We start from the raw sequence: 20,481 nt of genomic DNA, 5'->3' as shown, positions 1-20,481 counted from the left end.
ACCAGATTTGACTATAGCTCCAGTACTCCGCTTGGGGCTAAAAGGTATTTTGTTGCCCTTTGCCTTGCTGCAGTTGATCAACCGCTTCCGCGCAAAACAACCATATATGGGCGAAGCTTTCTTGTATACAAAGCTACCACCACGGTCATGTGAATTTTGCAGGGCCGACTATCTAGTCTCATTTCTGTTTCATTTCTTCTGTCTTTTGTCTCGTTTTTTCGCAAAATGTCAAACCCAAATTCCCGGTCAATTTCTCTGAAACCTAATGCTGATAATGTTTATTGGCTTACTTTTTTCTTTTTTATTATTTCAAGATAATAATCCCCCCCGATTATCAATGAATGCTATTTTTGTGCTTCTACTGTAAAACCACCACTTCCTTTGTATGAATCTCCCACAGTTGATTCTAGTTGATGATAATGTTGCTTTGCATAAGCAAAAAGACTAAATCGATTCTTTATTCCAAGCTTACTAAAAATCGAAGTTAAATGATTGCGTAAAGTATGTTCACTCATACATAATTTTGCAGCAATTTGCTTATTTTGCTCTCCACCAGTGCCATCAGAAAATGCTCTAAGAATCATACATTCTTTGCGGGTTAGCATGGTTATTTTTTCACTACTGGAATCTGATGGAATTTTTCCTCGTATTCGCGAGTTTTGTAACAAAATGCGACCTGTAGTTATTCGATCTAACCACAGTTCACCCTCGTGAACTTTCTCAATCGCACGAAGAATCGTTTGCATTGATTCTTTTCTATGTAATATCCCTCTTGCACCATTAAGGACTGCTCTATCAATTACTTCTTTATCTTGCGTTTCAGTAAAAACTACGACCCGGGTATTTCCGTTGTTTGCAAACTCTGGGATATGACTTACACAATCGACGTTATTGAGGAAAATATTTAATACGACAATATCGGGTTGTTTCTCAATAATAATTTTCTTTGCATCAATAATACTGGTTGCAATACCAATTACTTCCATCTTCGGTTTTTCATTATTTATTAATTTCTCCAATCCCCAGAGAACTATTTGTTGATCATCGACAATAAGCACTTTAATCTGTTGCACAGCAAATTGTGAGCTTATATTATTAGATCTATCGATGCCATGATATTGGCAGAAGCAAGATTCAAAATCAGAATGATCTTTTCTTTTAGTTTTACAAATGTTGTGCCCTAAAGCTGTTGCGATAGTCATAGTTCGCTGAATTATCAAATCCGATGCGTAAGCAGTGAAATAAATGCAAATATGCGAATGATCAGATTGTAGATCCAATTGTTGAACTAAATGAATTCCATCGCAATCATTTAATTCCATATCTGTCAATATGAGATCGGGTTTATCTTTTTTGACTCTCATTAAAGCTTCTTGACTAGAGGTACATATCCCTAAAATATTGTATTCCCATTCTTCCAGCATATCGATTAAGGTTTTCCCAGATATAAATTTTTCAACGACAATTAACACCTTGGTTTCGCCAAATCTACTATTATGGGAGATTCTAGTAACTATCCGCTCTGTTTTGTTGGCCATCTAGCTTTACCTTTAAACAGTTTCCAATTGAATTTTATCACAATCTTATTTGTGATCAGATAAATAAACCAATGAAAAATATAATTTATTTAAAATTACAGTTTATGTTTTATCTATGTTTTCGCACATATTCGATTTGAGATCTAGAGTTTTAAACCACTTGATGGTTTAAATACTACCCGTATAATTGCTAATTAATGTATTTCCAGTTTTATTGCGGTTATAAATGCGTAAAACTTTAGTAAAATTCACGTTTATTCAGTTTTCTATATTATTTTTATTAGTTTTTTGCTTTTTGATAAAAATAAGCTTGTATCAAACGCATTAAAAAAATGACTTATGGTCAATAGGGTTTTGAATCTATAAGTATCTAATTTCAGACGATATACCTTCCGCAGTAAAATTCAGAATCACGCGGGCTTTGTTCAATAAGTTTGATAAGTTTCTCTCCATCAAAGTGATATCGCTTTATATAAATTCAAGCACTCATTCATAATTATGCTAACAAGAAAGATGTGATGAAGGTATGACAAAACGCACATATCCAATAAAATCACGATCGGATCTGTAATCTTCTATAAATAGTCGGCCCTCAAATTCCATTAAGCAATTGATATTATTTATAGATTAGTTTTTTGTTAACAATCATAATGACCAAGAATGTTAAAATGGCGGCGTAGATATGGTCGAGATGGTGATTAAAAATGCTAAGAAATAGCAGTACGATTCATCAACCGAATCTGTTTGGAACAGATTTGCTGGTGCAGCTTGATCCCGGTCATCCTTGCATCACGATACCGTGGCAAGAATTTGAGGAATCTTTTCGTTTATTACACAGCGGCGATAGAAGCACCGAGTAAGCCGATCCGTTTGATCGCCGGGTTATATTGATACTGAAACAGTTAGAGAATTTGAGTGACGAATCGATAGTATTGCAGTGGAAGTGGAATCCTTATTACTAGGCTTTTTGCGTCATAAGAGAGATCCAGCAGAAGTTGCCTTGTCATAGCACGGAGCTGGCGCATTTTCGTAAGCATATAGGTGCGTAAGGCGTAGAGCGGATTTTCCAGATGAGCGTTGGTTTGCATGGGGAATCGGCGATGGAAGATGTCGTTCATATTGACACGACCGTGGATGAGAAGAACATCACGTACCCAACGGATAGCAAACTGGCGATCAAGATCATAAATCGCCCCAACAAGATTGGCCCTGCCCACGGTATTCACAGCGGCGTACTTTTGTCAAAGAAGTGCAGTGATTGGGCTTGGATACTTGGCACTACCGGTACGTGAAGAAAAGAGCGAAGACTAAACGAGCGTTGAAGTGACTCAGAACCATTGCAGGTGTTTTGATGCGGGAGCTCAGAAGAGAACTTCCGCAATACTGTTTGATTGAATGCCATCAAAGGGACCTTCTGCTTTATGAATCAGTCACGAACAGAATCTGCATGACAGTCATACGCTCATACGTGCCGGAGATATTGTGTATCATGTTGAGATTTCGCGCGGGAAAGCAGCCAAGCAAGCCGTATGCGATCGCGGCTACCGCGGCAAACGTGAAGTCAATGGAACCCATATCATTTTGCCCGGAAAGGTGTCCAAGAAAGATACCTGGTACCAGAAAGACAAGAATTGACAACAATGCAGGAGGCTTGCCGCGATTGAATCCATTATCGGCCACCTGAAGTCGGATTATCGAATGGCAGGGACTATCTGAAAGGCGTTGCCGGTGATCGCATCAACCTGCTGATGGCTACTGCAGCCTGGAATCTGAAATGTAGTAATTCAGACTTGATCTGACAGCAGGGTCTTGCCAAGAGGTGGGATTACCCGGTTTGATAGAGGTGCGAAACTTTATCAACCAAACGCGAAAGCGAAAAGGAGTAATCCCATGAGTAGTGTTCAACAGAAAGTCATCAAACACAAGATTGGTCTGCTTAATTTGGCAGCCGAACTTGGCAATGTATCCCGCGCCTGTAAGGTGATGGGTTTTTCCCGCGATACTTTCTATCGCTATCAAGCAGCGGTAGAAGCAGGGGGCGTTGAAGCGCTGATCGATGCGAATCGACGCAAGCCCAACATCAAGAACCGTGTAGAAGAAGCGACGGAGGTGGCGGTCACTGCTTTCGCCCTGGAGCAACCGGCTTTTGGTCAAGTCCGAGTTTCCAATGAACTGCGCAAACGCGGAATCTTTGTTTCTCCGTCTGGTGTTCGTTCGGTGTGGCTGCGCCAGAATCTGGAGTCGTTCAAAAAGCGTTTGTCGGCTTTGGAAAAGCATGTCGCCGAGACCGGAACGGTGCTGACTGAGGCGCAGGTGCAGGCGCTAGAGAAAAAACAGGACGATGATGTGGCCCATGGTGAGATCGAGACCGCTCATCCTGGCTATCTCGGTAGCCAGGACACGTTTTATGTCGGCACCCTCAAGGGTGTGGGGCGGATATACCAGCAAACCTTCGTCGACACCTATTCCAAATGGGCGGCCGCCAAGTTGTATACCACCAAGACACCAATCACAGCGGCTGATTTGCTCAATGACCGGGTACTGCCGTTCTTCGCTGAGCAAGGTATGGGCGTCATCCGCATCCTGACCGACCGTGGCACCGAATATTGCGGCAGACCGGAGAGTCACGATTACCAGCTCTATCTGGCACTGAGCGAGATTGAGCATACCAAAACGAAAGCCAATCATCCTCAGACCAACGGTATTTGCGAGCGTTTCCACAAAACCATCTTGCAGGAATTCTACCAAGTGGCATTCCGGCGCAAGATCTACCACTCGATCGAGGAGTTACAACACGATCTGGATGAATGGATGGCGTATTACAACAGTTCGCGTACTCACCAAGGAAAGATGTGCTGCGGACGCACGCCAATGCAAACTTTAATTGACGCAAAGGAGGTATGGAACGATAAAATCACCGCATTGAATAACTGAATTTGATCTAACAGGCACATCGTCAAATCGGGGGGGCTGTCAGATCAGGTCGCGATTACTACATCTGAAACAGAGAAGTGAACCCCATTTTTCGGACAGATTCCTAAGGAGTTATTTTCCGACATACCAACCTGCTTTTTGCAGCCTGGCCGACTCATAATAAACCTGATCTAGCGTAGCCATTAAGGTCTGGTGCTTCCGGTTTTCATTGTAAAAGTGAAAATACTTCGCCAATGATTGCTTGGCCTCAGACGCTGATTCATAAGCATTGAGATAAACTTCCTCATATTTGACGCTACGCCATAGGCGTTCGACAAATACATTATCTTTCCAAGCACCCTTGCCATCCATGCTGATATCAATGCCGTGGTTTTTCAATACGCTGGTGAAAGCTTCGCTGGTGTACTGTGATCCCCGGTCTGTGTTGAATATATCCGGTGTTCCATAATGGTAAACCGCTTCCTCAAGTGCGTCGATACAGAAGCTGGCATCCAGGCTGTTAGATACACGCCAACTCAGCACCTTGCGGCTATACCAATCCATAATGACTGTCAGATAAAGAAAACCGGATGCCATCGGCAGATAGGTCACATCGCTGCACCACACCTGATTGGCCCGGTTGATCTCCGGATTTCGTAACAAGTATGGGTATACCTTGTGCCGCAGATGTGGCTTCGAGGTCTTCGGACCAGGATGAATCGCCTGTATACCCATGAGTCGCATTAAACGCCGCACATGTTTTCTATCTGCTTTATGGCCTTGTTCTACCAGCGCATCTACAATTCGCCACTAACCAAGAAAAGGTTTATCCATGTGAATTCGGTCAATCAATTGCATTAGCAACAGATCTTCTTTTGCTACCGGTTGCGGTTGATAATAACTGCTCGATCTTGGTATATCCAACAATTCGCAACGCCGCACCCTGGGGAGCTGATGTGCCGTCTGAACCTTATCTTTCCTCCGCGCCCGATCTAGCGACCGAGCGCTTTGGACAAAAAATCATTCTCCATGGTCAATTGACCAATCTTGGCTTGCAGTGATTGAATCTCTGACTCCCGATCCGGTGCCAGCCCCTTACCCGACGCAAATATTTCATTGCTGTTATCAATCAGCTGCTTCTTCCACTTCACAATCAGATTGCTGTTGATGCCATACTGCTGGGCTAACTCGATTAGCGTCTTGTCGCCCTTGATTGCCCCCAGTGCAACTTTTGATTTAAACTCCGGTGAATGATTTCTGCGTTTCTTGCTCATTTTCTGTACTCCTCTTATTTATAAAAATAATCATACAGAAAATAACTCCTTAACTTTGACCCTCTGGTGTCCAGCTAACTGGATCCACTTCTCAGTGGCTGTTGATCATTTTTGGCTCTTTTTCCCGTGGCGAAAACTGCAAATTTATCGGATTCCTTGATGGAAATTTAAACTACAAGGGTATGCATTTTGATAGGTAGCCGTTTCCTCGGGCGGCTTTTCCAGAACAACAACTGTTGTCTGATACTTTTTCAGGGGCGACTAAGTAGCAAGTAAACAACCACTGGGTAATCAGTGATTGTCTTTTTAATCTCTTCCGGGTTTAATTCCTCGCCCCTTGGAGCGAAGGCTGGTTGAAAACCAGCAGTCTGAAGAGCGCTTTTAATACCTCGCTGCTTGCGGCGGGGTGCTTTATTCCAAAACAATTGCCATCAGTTGTCGACAATCAAGTTGGATCATTATCACTAACTATCAAGCGTTTTGCAGGAAACAAGATCGCAAAACGACTTCCTTTGCCGACTTGGCTAGTAATCTCCAAATGAGCGTCATGTCGGTTTAATACATGTTTCACAATCGCGAGTCCCAGTCCAGTGCCACCGGTTTCTCGCGAACGGCTGTTGTCTACTCGATAAAAACGCTCTGTCAATCGCGGGATATGTTCTGGTTCGATGCCAATACCGCTGTCTTGCACAAAAAACAATCCCTGACCATCACGTTTCTCCCAGTTAATGCTAATTTCACCATCATTCGGTGTGTAACGAATCGCGTTGCTAATTAAATTACTAAAAGCACTGCGCAATTCTTCTTCGCTCCCGAGCAGTTGATCTTCAGTAGCAATATTTAATTTGATACGATGACAACCCGCGCTGATGGATTCAGCATCCTGCAAAATGCCTTGCAGCAACCGAACAACATCCACAGCTTTATCTTTGATTTTATTTTGTTCATTTTCTAGTCGCGACAAGATTAATAAATCCTCGATCAAATGCTGCATTCGCGCAGTTTGTTCCGTCATTAATGCCAATGCACGTTGATTGAATGCCGGATCCATATTCTCATGAGACGACAGTGTTTCAAGAAAACCGCTAATGACGGTTAGTGGTGTACGTAACTCATGTGAAACATTGGCGATAAAATCACGACGCATGGTTTCAATTTTCTCGAATCGCGTAATATCCCTGCTAATCAATAGCTTTTGATTAAAACCGTAGGGCACCAATTGCAATGAAATAATTAAATTTTGCATGCGCGTCAGTTTCAGAATCAGTGGATTACTATATTGACGTGCCGCTAAATATTCTACAAACGGTATTTGTCTCACCAGATAAGTAATCTGTTGGCCCACATCCAATGACAAGTCGATTCCCAAATGCTGCTCGGCGATCGGATTGCACCATTCGATTCGATCGTTTTCATCCAGAATTACAATCCCATCCGGCATCGCAGAAGTTACGCTTTGCATACGCTTCAAGGCATGACTCAGTAATTCCTGACTTTGGCTATGCTGTCGAACGTAGCGAGCTAAATGCGCGAACACGTCGTCCCAAGCGCCAGAGCCGGCAGGAATGCTGCCTGGCGTATGATCAGATAGTTGCAGCCATCGCTCCAAAATAACAAGATGCCGGATATGGTGAAACACCATCCACAAGAGAATTAAACTGGAAAACGCTAAAGCTTTAACTGCTCCAAAAATCATCCAAATGATCGCGGTGACAAAGACTATAAAAAGAATATTGGAGGAGCGTTGCCAAATATCTGACACTTAATTATTCCAAGATAACGATACTGACAGGTTAGATAAGAGACCTATCAAATGTTTGAAAAGTAATTTTAACAAGACCATAGTGCGGCAACTAACTTCTCTCATCAGAATCTTTGCTCGATATGTCGGGTACAGTCGAGAATCGATAACCAGCGCTTCTAACTGTCTGTATCCAATTATCCATTCCAGTAAACTGAAGTGCTTTACGTAATCGCCGAATATGCACATCAACCGTTCGCTCCTCAATAAACACGTGGTCACCCCATACCCGATCTAACAATTGACTGCGGGAATAGACACGATCGGTATGTGTCATTAGATAGTGCAATAAACGATACTCAGTCGGGCCCAATTCTATTTCGCGGCTATTTACAGTGACCCGATGATTCGACGGATCAAGTCGAAGTCCTTTTATTTCGATTACTTCCTCGGATGCTTCCGGAACCATTCGGCGAAGCACCGCATTAATTCGCGCAATCAATTCGCGCGGAGAAAAGGGCTTAGTAATGTAATCATCCGCACCAATTTCCAATCCGGAAACTTTGTCTCCTTCTTGAACACGAGCTGTCAACATGATGATTGGAATCAAACGTGTACGCTCATTACGCCGCAACATCCGCGCGAATTCAATTCCGCTCATACCAGGAAGCATCCAATCCAGTAAAATCAAATCCGGAAGCGAATCATTAATTACAGTCATTGCTCGTTCGGCATTTTCTGCTCGAATTGTTTCAAAACCCGCTTGCTGCAGATTAAAAACAACTAATTCCAGAATAGCCGTTTCATCTTCTACGATCAGTATTCTTGCTGCCATGAGAGATTCCGATTTTTAACCATTATTATTGACTCAGTTTGTTACAATAAAAAGAACATTAGTCATCAGATCATCCTTAAAGACTTCAATATGGCAGGTTTAACAAAGAACACTCCTATCCCTATAGAAATAAAACTGCATCAAAAATCAAGAATATTGGATATTACTTTCTCCGATGGAAAAACTTTTCACTACTCCTGTGAATTCTTGCGTGTCCACTCGCCTTCTGCCGAAGTGAGCGGCCATAGCCCCGGTCAGGAAGTACTTCAAACCGGTAAAAAAATGATCGGTATCAGAAAAATTGCGCCCGTTGGCAATTATGCCATACAGCTTGATTTTACCGATGGCCATAATACCGGATTGTATTCCTGGGATTTACTTTATAGCTACGGATTAAATCAAGATACAATGTGGCAGCGCTATCTGCAGCGCTTAGAGGATATAGGCGCCAGTCGTGAGCCTGGAAATGGCGAATATTCCGAGTAAACGACCATATCAGTTGATCAGTCGTTCGAACAAACAACAACACTTAATATCTTAATTCAATTAATTATGAGCAAAACAACCCATTTTGGTTTTAACACCGTGGCTGAAGAAGAAAAGGCCGGTAGAGTCGCGGAAGTATTTCATTCCGTCGCCGAGCGCTATAATTTAATGAATGATCTAATGTCAATGGGACTTCATCGCTTATGGAAACGATTTGCAATTGAAGCAAGTGGCGTCAGAAAAGGCGATAAAGTACTGGATATTGCCGGAGGCACAGGTGACTTAAGTTCATTATTTTTGCAGAAAGTTGGAAGCTCCGGGGAAGTTTGGTTAACCGATATCAACAATTCCATGCTGTCTATCGGCCGAGATCGCATGATTGACAGCGGCACACCAACTCCTGTCGCACAGTGCGATGCGGAAAAATTACCTTTCCCAGATAATTATTTTAACTGTGTCAGCGTTGCTTTCGGTCTTAGGAATATGACACGAAAGGAAGTAGCATTGAAAGAAATGTTACGCGTTCTCAAACCGGGTGGAGCCGTTATCGTGTTGGAATTCTCAAAAGTATGGAAGCCTTTGCAATCCGCTTATGATGCATATTCTTTCAAAATACTTCCAGTGATGGGAAAAGTTATCGCCAATGATGCCGAAAGTTATCGCTATCTGGCCGAATCTATCCGCATGCATCCAGCCCAACTCGAATTACAGGATCTCATGCAACAATCCGGTTTTGATCGTGTTGAATTTTTCAACTTAACAGTAGGTATCGTAGCATTACACCGTGGATACAAATTTTAATTGTGCGTTGTTTACTTTGATTTGTTGTAAATAGCAATGACTCGAACCTTACAAACAACTATTTTTTTCCAATCAAACGCCGATATCGATTTTTCACATATTTTTCACACACGCTGCGATATGATTGGGTACAATAACCCCGATTAATAAGGGGTTTATTGAGATCGCTCAAATCGGGGCAAAGCAAAAACGAAGGAGATTCATAATTATGGCACCGAGAATTGCACATGTTGATGACGATGCGGATATCCGAGAATCGGTTCAACGAATATTAACAAAAAACGGTTACGATGTTGACAGCTATCTATCCATGCAAGAGTTTATCGACTCCTTGGAAGATGAGAATAAAAGACCCGACTTAGCCATCCTAGATGTCATGGTTGAGTCGATGGACTCGGGTTTGACAACTTATGCGGCAATCCACAAGCGATTTCCAAAAATTCAAGCGATTTTCCTGACCTCTTTGGGTGATATGATCAGACCATATTTTGAAAATGGATCGCATGAATGGGTTTGCATTATGGAAAAGCCCGTTGAGCCGACGAGCTTACTTGCAACAATCAATGATCGCTTAAAACAACCGGAAAATGCTGCATAAACGGGTTCACAGTTAATGGCAATTACCGAGTTTTCCTGGAATAAGCCAAGTAATCAGAATATTCTATTAGAAATTAAAGGTGACAAACTTAAGCTTAGTGATGATGTTTTAATCAGCAATATTCGTTGGTTTATTACATTCCGCTGGATTTTGATTGTTACACTTGTCTTTTTTGAAATCTTGATGCTATCTGCGTCCGACACTTTGGCGCAGTTTGGCATCAGTGAACAAAAAAAATGGCCCATCGCCATTATCGTGGTGTTGATTATTGCTAATATTTTTTATTTGTTCGCTTTAGATCATTGCCGCCCCAGTAAATACAACTCACCTTCAATCAATTTATGGCTTCAGATTATTGTTGATCTGCTCTGCCTGTCGGTAGTGGTTCATTATATAGGAAGCACCACTACACCCATTTCTTTTTTCTATGTGCTACATATCGCGCTTGCGTGTATTTTCTTCTCAACAAGGGAAAGTTTGTATGTAACGATACTGGTCTGTTTTATGGACACTATCGTAATCCTCGTTGATAATTTTTTTATTACTCAAACTCCCCTTTCTACGTTAATAAGCAGCCACCTCTCTTTCGAAACCGAGCGAGCAGAAAGTGCGCTGCTGTGGATGTTTTTTCTTGATACGCTGTTCATTATAGTTTGGTATGTCGTCTCTAGGCTTTCATTGATTGTGCGCGCCCATGAACGTCATCTTTTAGATGCATACAAACAAATCAATCAAGCGCAAGTGGAAAAAGATCAATATGCATTGTTGATTACACATCAATTAAAATCTCCGCTGGATGCGATTCGCAGCAAAATCAATTTGATCAAAGATGGTTATTTGGGTGAAACGTCAGCAGAGATCAGTACCGCTCTTGAACAGATGGATGTCCGGGCAAAAAATATGTCGGGCTTGATTCTCGATCTGTTGCGTTTAGAGCGATTGAAAGATACTTGTCTTGATACTGCGGTTTTTGAACCTGTTGAAATTCAAACTGTATTGCAAAAATGCATTGAGAAATTAACGCCTGTTGCCAATGCCAAACAAGTGACAATGAATCTATCAGTCAATAATTTTATATGCAATGTTATCCCGGACCAACTGGCCATTTTGCTGGAAAATATCATTTCCAATGCAATTACCTATTCTCATGAAAATACAAGTGTTGAAATTACTTCCAATATTGACGAATCAAATCATATCGCTAACATCACCATCACTGATCATGGCATCGGCATCGAAGGCAAAGACTTACCCAATATATTCAATGAGTATTTTTATTCCCCACGTGCAGCCATGCATAATAAAGCGACCAGTGGTATAGGATTATCGATTGTCAAAATTGCTGCTGAAAATAATAAATTGAAAATCAAAGTTGCCAGCGAACCAGGCGTGGGAACATCATTCTCCATCATTTTCAATGACATTGAAATGCCCGAGATACATACTGTTTCTTTGCCAGTCTAGTATAGATCTAAGGAAGCGCTTACATGAACACCACCCGATTTGCAAGCATTGATGTATAGAGATACGAGGTTTGATTGCACACTTACATCCGGCTTTTGATCGGAGCATTTTGCCCGAAGCCCCTATGGTGTATTCGCCGGCGGGTCCTAATCTGAATAGCGAAGTCTGTTTGCTTCGAGAGTTTCCCCGGGTTTGGCCGCCGCGGTCCGACCTATTTTCCCATCTCATGAATGCAAGCAATCGTGAGTGAATATCCTTCTGTTAACGATACTTCCGGTTTTTTATGATTCGCTCATATCATGCTACGGTAACGTATCCAGCATGGTATGTTTCATTTTTAGCCAGCAACGCCCACGCTACCCGGGCATTGTGATTGGCAAGCACCACAGTCGCAACGTTTGGATGACAACTGTTCAAGAGTTGCCAGGCGGTTTACCGGCTTGCTGTCGCGTACGTAAATGCCGGATCACAGCACGCGCGCCGTGGATCATCAAAGTGCACAGATAGCGATCGCCTTGTTTACTGATTCCCAATAAGCGTTGCCGTCCGCCGCTTGATGACTGCCGAGGCACCAGCCCTAGCCAGGCAGCAAGCTGGCGGCCATTGGTAAATGCCTTTGCGTCACCTATCGCCGCAGTAATCGCGGTAGCGGTCATAACCCCCAGACCAGGATAAACGCTGACACGCCTCATTGCTGACGTGCCATTGCTGGATCCTGCTTTCCAGTACCGCAATCCGCTCATCGAGTATCGATACTGTGAAGTGGCCCCTTGAACTGAACAACCTGAGAGAAAATTAAGCTCTGTCATGTGATGTTATCAACCCAGGCGGCTTGCTGACGCGATAGTTTCGGATAATAAACTTCATCGGGTGTCTGATTGTTGAGTCTCTGATGAAAGCGTTCTTGATTGTACCAGTACCTTTGAGTAGATGGGATAGATAGACCTCATGCTGCTTTTGTGGAATGCTGGTATCGGGTTGAGCTATGAATATTGCGCTCAACGTTCCTGCGAACTCAATGATTGAGCTTTCTGGCCAAAAAATCGCGTCCTACCGTCACTTGCTCGATCACGCGACGCAAATCATCGACGCTACTCTTGTCTTTGCTAGCGCCATCACTACGGGCAAATAACTCCGCCGCTTGCTCAACCAAATGCCGCTTCCAGCTATTAATCTGCGTCGGATGGATTCCATACCGGGATGCCAATTGCGGTACGGTTTCTTCTCCTCGATTGGCTGTCAATGCAACTTTTGCTTTGAATTCACTGGAATATTGTATTCGTTTCTTACTCATGGTTATTTCAATCCTTTTCTGTTTTACCAGAGCTTAACAACCTGTCCAGTTTTTGAGTACCGCTTCAGTCAGACGAATCAGTGAAACTGGTGGAAGTAGTTATAAAATCTGACACTGGAAGCGTTATTGATAAGCTTAACCGCTACTTTTACCATAACTCCAATATAACAAAAAACCAGTGAATAACATGCCGCCAAAAAGATTACCGGCAATTACCGGGATGCCGTTCCATAGCCACCAATCGGCGATGGTAATATCCGCTCCGAGCAGAATACCGGTGGGAATTACGAACATGTTGACGATTGCGTGTTCATAACCTAGGCCGAAGAAAGTCATGATCGGCAGCCACATAGCGGTGATTTTGCCGATGGTGGCGGTTGAGGTGAAAGACATGACAGCGCCCAGTGTGACCATCCAATTACACAGCATGGCGCTGACAAACGCGGTAATGGTTCCGTCTAAGCCAAGTTTTGCGTATTCGAGCGTTTTGGTTTCAGCAATGCTGATGGTTCGTTGCAAAGCCGGCAGGGTATCCGGATCAATGGTACCCATTTTAGTGACCACGATGCAATACAAATAGGCATAAGCAACGCTGCCGGCAAGATTACCGATCAAAACCCAGAACCAGTTTTTGAGCAACAGTGAAAAGCTTGTCCGCCGATCTGCGACAGCGATGGGAATCAACGCAAAATTACCGGTCGCCAGCTCTAAACCGAGTAGCACAATCATCACAAACCCGACCGGAAACACCATCGCACCTGCCATTCCCCAGCCGGTTTGAGTGGCTGCCAGAATCGCCAAGGTCGTTGCATAGCCCAGGAAAGCGCCGGCCAGAAATCCACGGATCAACAATTGCTTGACCGGTAAACCAGCTTTTTTGGCGCCCGCTTGCAGCATGTTTTCAATGATTTCATCGGGTTTGATATACGCCATAATGATTACCCTCAGAGAAAAAGTCGAAGTTGCGATTTTAGCGCATTATCCAGCGGGATTTTTTTCAGGCAGAAAAAGCTGCAGCAAGTCATTGAGAAAACGACGCCCAAGCACAGTCGGCTTGATGCGAAGGTGATCGTGCACGAGCAAACCGCGTCGCTCAGCTTCATCAAGCTGCTGTTGCACAACGGTGACCGGTAATCCGGTTCGTTCTTGAAATAATGTTGTATCGAAGCCGCTGGATAGCCGGAGCGCATTCATCATGAATTCAAAACCCCGATCATCAATCGACAATTCACGCTGCGACTGCACCGGCGATTCACCGGCATGTATTTTGGTTAAGTATTCTTTGGGCTGTTTATAGCGCATCTGGCGCACGATTTTACCGGCAAAGCTGATTTTACTGTGTGCGCCAGCACCGATACCCAGATAATCACCGAACAACCAGTAATTCAAATTATGCCGCGATTCCTTGCCGTTCTGCGCAAATGCCGAAGTTTCATAATGACGGTAATGATGATTGGCAGCAGTTAATTCGACGATTTCTTGCATTTGCGCGGCTTGTTCGTCATCCGGGAGTTTCGGCGGGTAGCGGTAAAATAGCGTATTGGGCTCCAAGGTCAGATGATAGGCGGAAATATGCGTGACACCATACTTGCAAGCCGTTTCAATATCTTGTTGCGCTTCCTGCAGAGATTGATGAGGTAATGCATACATCAGATCGAGATTGATGTTGTCGAAATTGCTCATGGCAATCTCGACGGCGCGATGCGCTTCCAGATCGTCATGCACGCGCCCGAGCACTTGCAGATGCTGCCGGTTAAAACTTTGGATGCCGATGGACAAACGGTTTATGCCAGTTTTACGAAAATCGGTGAATTTTTGCGCTTCAAAAGTACTCGGGTTGGCTTCCAACGTGATTTCTGCAAAATGTTCCAGCGGCAACAACGTGCGTATGGTTGTTAACAGAGTATCAATTGCCTCAGCGCTGAAAAGGCTGGGAGTGCCACCTCCGAAGAAAATGGTACTTAATCGCCTACCCCAAATATCGGGTAGAGCCGCTTCAAGGTCTCTGATCAGCGCCTTCACATAATCATCTTCGAGCGTATGGCTGCCCTGCCCTCGGATTTCATGGGAATTAAAATCGCAGTATGGACATTTTTTTAAACACCATGGTATGTGAACATAGAGACTCAGCGGTGGAAGCGCCTTGAATTTCGGAGCAGGCAAAGCCGTCATGAGTTATCCAAGTTTTCGAAGCGTCAATAACGGCGGAGTTGACAGCGCGGAGCGTGTACCCAGCATGCCAGCGATTAAAACACCGAAAATGCCGGTTGAAACACCTACCACCCAGATCCAAGGATTGAACGTATATTCGAGATGTAAAATATGTTTGCCGATGGCAAAACCCATTACGCTCGCGCCGGCGGATGCGAATAATCCCGCCAAGCCACCGAGTATCGCGAATTCCGCTGCCCAGGCCCGCGATAATTGTTCACGTTTGGCGCCTAATGCCCGGAAAATAGCTGCTTCTTGAATGCGTTCATCCTGTGTTGCGGCAATCGCAGCATATAACACTGCAAAGCCTGCCAGGACAGTAAACAAGAAAACAAATTCAATTGCTTGAGAAACTTGCTGAATCATTTGCTGTACTTGCCGGATTACTAACGCAACATCGACAACCAGTATATTCGGAAAAGTTTTAACCAGATCATGAATGATCGCAAGATCAGCTGGCGGCACATAAAAACTGGTGATATAACTCACTGGATAATTTTCCAATTGCCCAGGCGGCACCAACATAAAGAAATTGACCCGGAAAGTATCCCAGTCGACTTTCCGGATACTGGTGATTTTTGCGGTGAAATGGCTGCCTGCGATATCAAATGTCAAGACATCGCCTAATTTGACACGTATGGTCGCGGCGATACCCTCCTCAATCGATAATTCAGATTCAGTGCTGCCATCCTGCCACCAGAGCCCATGCACAATCTGGTTATCGAGTGTCAGTTCGTTCGTCCATGATAGATTAAACTCGCGCCGGATATGGCGTTCGGCGTGTAAATCATCGGCATAATTTTTTACAGATACTTTTTTACCATTTATCTGCACCAAGCGACCACGAACCATGGGTGCCATTGCTGGCTGCTGCAAGGCATGGTGCTGAAAGAATTCTTCCAGTGGTTGTAGCTGATCAGCCTGGATATTTACCAGGAAATGGTTTGGTGCTTCCGGTGGCAAGCTGGCATGCCAATCTTTAACCAAGTCATCTTGAATCAGGGTTAAAATCAGCAGTGCCATTAATCCTAATCCGAGTGCAACAGCTTGCAAAATACTGGAGATCGAACGGCGGCGGATACTTGCTAAACCGTAACGCCAGGCACCGCCGGCTTGGTGTCTGACGCTTGCCAGAATACCGATCAGCATCCAACCGAGGCAACCGAATATGGCAATGGCACCAGCAAAACCGGCTACGGCATAAAGACCCAATTTCAAGTCTTGCGCTTTCCAAATAAACAACAGCGACAAAGCCGCCAAACCTAATAAGTAACCTGCGATACTATGAAAATTGGATAAACCGACATCGCGACGCAACACCCGCAATGCCGGAACACTACGCAAATTCAGCACCGGAGGCAGGGCGAAACCTAACAGCAAGACCAATCCGATCAGCAGACCTTGCAGCACCGGCATCATGCCTGCCCAGGGCAAATCGGTTTCGACAATTCCAGTTAACCACAGCGTGAGTGCTTGTTGCCCGGCAAAACCGATGAAGCAACCGATAGTACTGGCGATTAGACCCAATCCGATGAAGTAAACCAGATATAAGAAAAGCAATTGATTTTGACTGGCACCCAAGCTGCGCATTACGGCACAACCATCGAGATGCCGCTGGGTAAAACGGCGTACCGCCAATGCAATCGCTGCAGCAGCCAGTACTACACTGGCAAGCGCGGTCAAATTAAGAAATTTTTCTGCACGCTGCAAGGCCGCTTTAATTTCAGGGCGTGCATCGCGAATACCTTCCAATCGCTGGAAATTGGTCAACCGTTTTTTTGCCAAATCCCGAAATTGCTGAACAGAATCAATATCACCAGCCACCAGCAATTGGTAAGAAACACGGCTGCCTTCCTGGATCAAGCCGGTCGCTTCCAGATCACCGGCGTTAATCATGGCACGCGCACCCATATTGATAAACCCAACCGAATGATCCGGCTCTCGCACAATCAATTCGGTTACGATCAACTGCACATCACCGACATCGACTACATCTCCGCCCCGCAGCTCAAGTTGCGTCATGACTTTTTCATCGATCCAAATCGTACCCCGCGGCGGAATTCCATCAGCAGCTTGCAATTGCGGATGTGACGTGGAGCCGCTGGGTAATCGACTGGATAAATAGACGCGCCCGCGCAATGGATATCCATTATTGACTGCCTTTATTTGCGTCAGTAAATTACCTTCACCATTGGATATCATGCTCGGAAATTTGATGAGCGAGGAAACCTGAAGCCCCAATCGATCGGCTTCCTCGGTGAAATGTTCGGGTATCGGTTGACTGGAAATAAGCAGTAAATCCGCTCCCAAAAGCTGATTACTTTCACGGGCAAGAGCCAATTCAACCCGTTCCGCGAAAAAACCGACGGTAACCATACCGCTTACCGCGATGATCAACGCCAATAACAGCACATTCAGTTCGCCCGCACGCCAATCCCGGCGCATCATTTGTAGTGGTAATTTAAATTGAAACATGGCTATGCTGATTACTTGAGTAGTGATGATGGCAGTGCCGATTGTTCATCAGTGAATCACCCGACCATCGGCTAACCGGATCTGACGCGAGCATCGTCGTGACAAAGCTTCATCGTGAGTGACTAAAACTAAAGTCGTGCCATGTTCACGATTGAGTTCGAACATTAATTCAATGATTTGAGTACCCGTCGCCGAATCCAGATTGCCAGTCGGCTCGTCTGCCAACAATAATCGGGGGCTGGTAGCAAAAGCCCTTGCAATCGCCACTCGTTGTTGTTCCCCTCCGGATAATTGCTTAGGATAATGAGTTAAGCGCTGTCCCAGTCCAACGCGTTCCAGCAAGCGTTTTGCCGGTGTCTCGGCATCACGGATGCGCGCCAATTCCAGCGGTAACATGACATTTTCCAATGCGGTTAACGCCGGTAACAGTTGAAACGATTGAAACACAAACCCCATCACTTTACCGCGCAGAGCGGCCCGGTCGTCTTCATCCAGTGTGAAGATATCGACCGAGTCCAGATGAACTTTCCCGGATGTCGGCAAATCCAATCCCGCCAGCAAACCTAACAAAGTCGATTTGCCGGATCCGGATGCGCCTATAATGGCTACGGCTTCACCGGCTGCGATTTGCAGATTGATATCGTGCAAAATGGTCAGTTGCTGTTCACCGGTTGTTACTTGTTTAGTAAGCGCATCTGTACGAATAACATATTGTTTATTTTTATCATCCACTAACATGAAAAAAAATTTCCTGTTGATTCTATTTATCGTTATCTTGATTGCCGCACCTGCAGCGGCAGCCAACAAAACAGTCATGGTTTTTGGCGATAGCCTGTCAACCGGTTATGGTATACCGGTAGAAGCCGGTTGGGTTAATCTATTATCGCAACGGCTGCAATCGCAACATGCAAATTATCAAATTATCAATGCCAGTGTCAGCGGCGAAACATCGTTGGGTGGTCGCAATCGGATTGTGAAGGCGCTTGAGACTCATCGACCCGAGATTGTGATCCTCGAGTTGGGAGCCAACGATGGATTGCGCGGCGCAACCATTAAATCTATTTATGGCAATCTGGCAACTATCATTGAGAAATGTTTACAAGCCAATGCTTCGGTATTGCTTGTCGGTATGCAGTTGCCACCCAACTATGGTGTCACCTATGCACAAAAGTTCCAAGCTATTTTCCAGCAATTAGCTGAAAACTATCAAATTAAATTAATACCGTTCATGCTAGCCGGTTTTGGTGAAAAACACGATTTTTTTCAACCGGATGGAATTCATCCAAATGAAATGGCGCAAGCCAAGATTGTAGAAAATGTCTGGGAGGTATTACAAACCATGCTCAATGCCGAAAAAGTTGCTGTTAAGCCGGATTGATCCGAATGATCTATCAAAATTGTTGATTCTCGTGTTGATTACTTGCAACTGGTAGTCTCCGGCGAACCTAGGCACTCGACAAATTTTTGCAAATCTTCAGGCAACGGTGCCTGTAATCTCATAGTAATTCCTGTAACCGGGTGCGTTATTTGCAGTAAGATTGCATGCAGAAACATGCGCGCAAGTTTATGCGGCCCACTTGCTTTGCTCAGTTGTTTATTAATCTCAAAATCTCCATATTTATCATCACCAAGAATGGGAAAACCGAGATGCGCCAAATGTACCCGTATTTGATGGGTGCGCCCGGTTTTAATTTCAGCATTCACTAAACTGAACGATTCCCATCGGTCATGCAACGTGAATATCGTATGCGCCGGCTTACTGTCTGATTGCCCCAGTGACGCTATGGACACGCGCCGTTCGCCATTCGCGGTCACATATTTGGTGAGTGCCAGCTTGACATGCTGCTTGCTATTGCGCCATTGGCCTTTGACCATCGCCAAATAATGCTTATTCATCAATCCTTCGCGGATTTGCCGATGAAGTTCGACCAGTGCAATTCTTTTTTTTGCGACCAATAACACACCGGAAGTTTCTCGATCCAACCGATGCACGAGTTCCAAAAATTTCCAGGATGGATTTTGCATTCTTAACTGCTCGATTACACCTGAACTGACACCGCTTCCACCGTGAACTGCCATACCGCTGGGTTTATTAATAGCCATCATTACATCATCTTCGTACAAAATGGAAAATGAAAATTTTTTGACAGGCTTGATAGTCGCAGGCGCTAGAACACTCTGATTGGCAGCAATGCTTATTGGCGGAATGCGCAAGAGATCGCCCAGTTGCAGGCGATATTTGGCGGTGATTCTTTTTCCGTTGACGCGAATTTGACCGCTTCTAAGCAGTTGATAAACATGACTCTTCGGAATATTTTTTAACCGTTTGAACAGGAAATTGTCAATCCGCTGATCATTTCCTGATTCTTCAATATATTCTTTGCAGACCGATGTGAATGAATGACTGTGATTCAATATTGCCGTACGATGATTGTTCAAAATGATTAGAAAATTAATTAGCAAAGTCGGGACAAATTTTTTATTTCTTTTTAGCCTCCTTTCTGTGAAAATTAGCACACTGGAGTAAAAATCTATCTACTGAAGATTTTACTAATTTTATCTAGATTAATTTGGTTTTTTATAGATACATAGCAATAAATCCATAAATATTACAGAAAAACCAGGTTGTATTTGGAACTTTATGTAAAATCTGTTACCTTAATCGTGACCTTTCGGTAAGATCAGAAAAGATAGCCGATGTCCAGAGCTAATTAAAATTGCAGCACGCCTCTTAGATACTAAAATACATTAATAAAAAGAAATACATAATTGATAAATATAAGTTATTATAAAAATATTAAGACCAGACCTCGTCATCACAACCGCGTACACCAAAAAATCTATCCCATCC

General features: G+C 44.1%; 18 protein-coding genes and 2 pseudogenes. 9 read left to right on the top strand and 11 right to left on the bottom strand.

Annotated features, from left to right (window positions below; translation table 11 throughout):
• Nucleotides 1-344 precede the first annotated feature (344 nt).
• On the bottom strand, nucleotides 345-1,538 hold the full coding sequence (locus tag ACV7NC_RS02450) for a response regulator transcription factor (protein ID WP_458153862.1): 1,194 nt from the start codon (nucleotides 1,536-1,538) through the stop codon (nucleotides 345-347).
• Nucleotides 1,539-2,242: 704 nt separating this feature from the next.
• On the opposite strand from ACV7NC_RS02450, the gene ACV7NC_RS02445 reads away from it, so the two are divergent.
• The 4 genes from ACV7NC_RS02445 (at nucleotide 2,243) to ACV7NC_RS02430 (ending at nucleotide 4,472) form a co-directional block, all read left to right on the top strand.
• Complete coding sequence (locus ACV7NC_RS02445; protein ID WP_458153861.1) at nucleotides 2,243-2,398, top strand: hypothetical protein; 156 nt, start codon at nucleotides 2,243-2,245, stop codon at nucleotides 2,396-2,398.
• Between the two features lie 210 nt (nucleotides 2,399-2,608).
• The gene (locus tag ACV7NC_RS02440) at nucleotides 2,609-2,830 is read left to right on the top strand and encodes a hypothetical protein (RefSeq protein ID WP_458153860.1); all 222 of its coding nucleotides are present in this window, start codon (nucleotides 2,609-2,611) and stop codon (nucleotides 2,828-2,830) included.
• Nucleotides 2,831-3,020: 190 nt separating this feature from the next.
• Nucleotides 3,021-3,173, top strand: coding sequence for a hypothetical protein (locus ACV7NC_RS02435; protein WP_458153859.1), 153 nt, complete (start codon nucleotides 3,021-3,023; stop codon nucleotides 3,171-3,173).
• A gap of 255 nt (nucleotides 3,174-3,428) precedes the next feature.
• Nucleotides 3,429-4,472: an IS481 family transposase gene (locus ACV7NC_RS02430; RefSeq protein ID WP_458152119.1), complete on the top strand. Its 1,044-nt coding sequence runs from the start codon at nucleotides 3,429-3,431 to the stop codon at nucleotides 4,470-4,472.
• A gap of 111 nt (nucleotides 4,473-4,583) precedes the next feature.
• On the opposite strand, the pseudogene ACV7NC_RS02425 reads toward ACV7NC_RS02430, so the two are convergent.
• From ACV7NC_RS02425 to phoB, 3 genes and pseudogenes are all read right to left on the bottom strand, one after another.
• Nucleotides 4,584-5,725 (bottom strand): annotated as a pseudogene (locus tag ACV7NC_RS02425) (IS3 family transposase).
• Between the two features lie 445 nt (nucleotides 5,726-6,170).
• Nucleotides 6,171-7,487, bottom strand: coding sequence for a phosphate regulon sensor histidine kinase PhoR (gene phoR, locus ACV7NC_RS02420; RefSeq protein ID WP_458153858.1), 1,317 nt, complete (start codon nucleotides 7,485-7,487; stop codon nucleotides 6,171-6,173).
• A 91-nt stretch (nucleotides 7,488-7,578) separates the two neighbouring features.
• Entirely contained in the window at nucleotides 7,579-8,301 is a 723-nt protein-coding gene (gene phoB, locus ACV7NC_RS02415) for a phosphate regulon transcriptional regulator PhoB (RefSeq protein WP_458153857.1), read from the bottom strand.
• Nucleotides 8,302-8,391: 90 nt separating this feature from the next.
• Between phoB and ACV7NC_RS02410 the strand changes: the two genes are divergently transcribed.
• The 4 genes from ACV7NC_RS02410 (at nucleotide 8,392) to ACV7NC_RS02395 (ending at nucleotide 11,650) form a co-directional block, all read left to right on the top strand.
• On the top strand, nucleotides 8,392-8,787 hold the full coding sequence (locus ACV7NC_RS02410) for a gamma-butyrobetaine hydroxylase-like domain-containing protein (RefSeq protein WP_458153856.1): 396 nt from the start codon (nucleotides 8,392-8,394) through the stop codon (nucleotides 8,785-8,787).
• Nucleotides 8,788-8,853: 66 nt separating this feature from the next.
• Nucleotides 8,854-9,588 (top strand): bifunctional demethylmenaquinone methyltransferase/2-methoxy-6-polyprenyl-1,4-benzoquinol methylase UbiE, encoded by a 735-nt coding sequence (ubiE, locus tag ACV7NC_RS02405; RefSeq protein WP_458153855.1) that lies wholly within the window; start codon nucleotides 8,854-8,856, stop codon nucleotides 9,586-9,588.
• 208 nt (nucleotides 9,589-9,796) lie between these two features.
• Nucleotides 9,797-10,186 carry a response regulator transcription factor gene (locus ACV7NC_RS02400; RefSeq protein WP_458153854.1) on the top strand — a complete coding sequence of 130 codons (390 nt, stop codon included), beginning with the start codon at nucleotides 9,797-9,799 and terminating at the stop codon, nucleotides 10,184-10,186.
• 15 nt (nucleotides 10,187-10,201) lie between these two features.
• Nucleotides 10,202-11,650: a sensor histidine kinase gene (locus tag ACV7NC_RS02395; protein ID WP_458153852.1), complete on the top strand. Its 1,449-nt coding sequence runs from the start codon at nucleotides 10,202-10,204 to the stop codon at nucleotides 11,648-11,650.
• Nucleotides 11,651-12,110: 460 nt separating this feature from the next.
• On the opposite strand, the pseudogene ACV7NC_RS02390 reads toward ACV7NC_RS02395, so the two are convergent.
• The 6 genes and pseudogenes from ACV7NC_RS02390 to ACV7NC_RS02365 all read right to left on the bottom strand — a co-directional run.
• A pseudogene (locus tag ACV7NC_RS02390) lies at nucleotides 12,111-12,312 on the bottom strand (transposase); the annotation flags it as partial.
• Between the two features lie 353 nt (nucleotides 12,313-12,665).
• Nucleotides 12,666-12,944, bottom strand: a complete 279-nt coding sequence (locus tag ACV7NC_RS02385; RefSeq protein WP_458153851.1) for a transposase — start codon at nucleotides 12,942-12,944, stop codon at nucleotides 12,666-12,668.
• Nucleotides 12,945-13,079: 135 nt separating this feature from the next.
• Nucleotides 13,080-13,877 carry a formate/nitrite transporter family protein gene (locus ACV7NC_RS02380; RefSeq protein WP_458153850.1) on the bottom strand — a complete coding sequence of 266 codons (798 nt, stop codon included), beginning with the start codon at nucleotides 13,875-13,877 and terminating at the stop codon, nucleotides 13,080-13,082.
• A gap of 45 nt (nucleotides 13,878-13,922) precedes the next feature.
• Nucleotides 13,923-15,116 (bottom strand): radical SAM family heme chaperone HemW, encoded by a 1,194-nt coding sequence (hemW, locus tag ACV7NC_RS02375; protein ID WP_458153849.1) that lies wholly within the window; start codon nucleotides 15,114-15,116, stop codon nucleotides 13,923-13,925.
• A gap of 3 nt (nucleotides 15,117-15,119) precedes the next feature.
• Complete coding sequence (locus ACV7NC_RS02370) at nucleotides 15,120-17,630, bottom strand: ABC transporter permease (RefSeq protein WP_458153848.1); 2,511 nt, start codon at nucleotides 17,628-17,630, stop codon at nucleotides 15,120-15,122.
• 48 nt (nucleotides 17,631-17,678) lie between these two features.
• Complete coding sequence (locus ACV7NC_RS02365; RefSeq protein WP_458153847.1) at nucleotides 17,679-18,368, bottom strand: ABC transporter ATP-binding protein; 690 nt, start codon at nucleotides 18,366-18,368, stop codon at nucleotides 17,679-17,681.
• Here ACV7NC_RS02365 and ACV7NC_RS02360 point away from each other — a divergent pair.
• Nucleotides 18,367-19,008: an arylesterase gene (locus ACV7NC_RS02360; protein ID WP_458153846.1), complete on the top strand. Its 642-nt coding sequence runs from the start codon at nucleotides 18,367-18,369 to the stop codon at nucleotides 19,006-19,008. The genes ACV7NC_RS02365 and ACV7NC_RS02360 overlap by 2 nt on opposite strands.
• A gap of 38 nt (nucleotides 19,009-19,046) precedes the next feature.
• On the opposite strand, the gene ACV7NC_RS02355 is transcribed toward ACV7NC_RS02360, so the two are convergent.
• A complete protein-coding gene (locus ACV7NC_RS02355) occupies nucleotides 19,047-20,069 on the bottom strand; it encodes an RluA family pseudouridine synthase (protein WP_458153845.1) in 1,023 nt (340 codons plus the stop codon).
• Nucleotides 20,070-20,481: the final 412 nt, after the last annotated feature.

It is taken from the genome of Nitrosomonas limosa, assembly GCF_054188085.1.
The sequence above is the reverse complement of the archived record's forward strand: the minus strand, read 5'-3'. Positions and strand labels throughout refer to the sequence as shown.

Coding starts and splice junctions, on each gene's coding strand:
- ACV7NC_RS02450 (WP_458153862.1), bottom strand. CDS start 1,538: ATGGCCAACAAAACAGAGCGGATAGTTACTAGAATCTCCCATAATAGT.
- ACV7NC_RS02380 (WP_458153850.1), bottom strand. CDS start 13,877: ATGGCGTATATCAAACCCGATGAAATCATTGAAAACATGCTGCAAGCG.
- ACV7NC_RS02370 (WP_458153848.1), bottom strand. CDS start 17,630: ATGTTTCAATTTAAATTACCACTACAAATGATGCGCCGGGATTGGCGT.
- ACV7NC_RS02400 (WP_458153854.1), top strand. CDS start 9,797: ATGGCACCGAGAATTGCACATGTTGATGACGATGCGGATATCCGAGAA.
- ACV7NC_RS02445 (WP_458153861.1), top strand. CDS start 2,243: ATGCTAAGAAATAGCAGTACGATTCATCAACCGAATCTGTTTGGAACA.
- phoB (WP_458153857.1), bottom strand. CDS start 8,301: ATGGCAGCAAGAATACTGATCGTAGAAGATGAAACGGCTATTCTGGAA.
- ACV7NC_RS02430 (WP_458152119.1), top strand. CDS start 3,429: ATGAGTAGTGTTCAACAGAAAGTCATCAAACACAAGATTGGTCTGCTT.
- ACV7NC_RS02365 (WP_458153847.1), bottom strand. CDS start 18,368: ATGTTAGTGGATGATAAAAATAAACAATATGTTATTCGTACAGATGCG.
- ACV7NC_RS02440 (WP_458153860.1), top strand. CDS start 2,609: ATGAGCGTTGGTTTGCATGGGGAATCGGCGATGGAAGATGTCGTTCAT.
- ACV7NC_RS02385 (WP_458153851.1), bottom strand. CDS start 12,944: ATGAGTAAGAAACGAATACAATATTCCAGTGAATTCAAAGCAAAAGTT.
- ACV7NC_RS02395 (WP_458153852.1), top strand. CDS start 10,202: ATGGCAATTACCGAGTTTTCCTGGAATAAGCCAAGTAATCAGAATATT.
- ACV7NC_RS02360 (WP_458153846.1), top strand. CDS start 18,367: ATGAAAAAAAATTTCCTGTTGATTCTATTTATCGTTATCTTGATTGCC.
- hemW (WP_458153849.1), bottom strand. CDS start 15,116: ATGACGGCTTTGCCTGCTCCGAAATTCAAGGCGCTTCCACCGCTGAGT.
- ubiE (WP_458153855.1), top strand. CDS start 8,854: ATGAGCAAAACAACCCATTTTGGTTTTAACACCGTGGCTGAAGAAGAA.
- ACV7NC_RS02410 (WP_458153856.1), top strand. CDS start 8,392: ATGGCAGGTTTAACAAAGAACACTCCTATCCCTATAGAAATAAAACTG.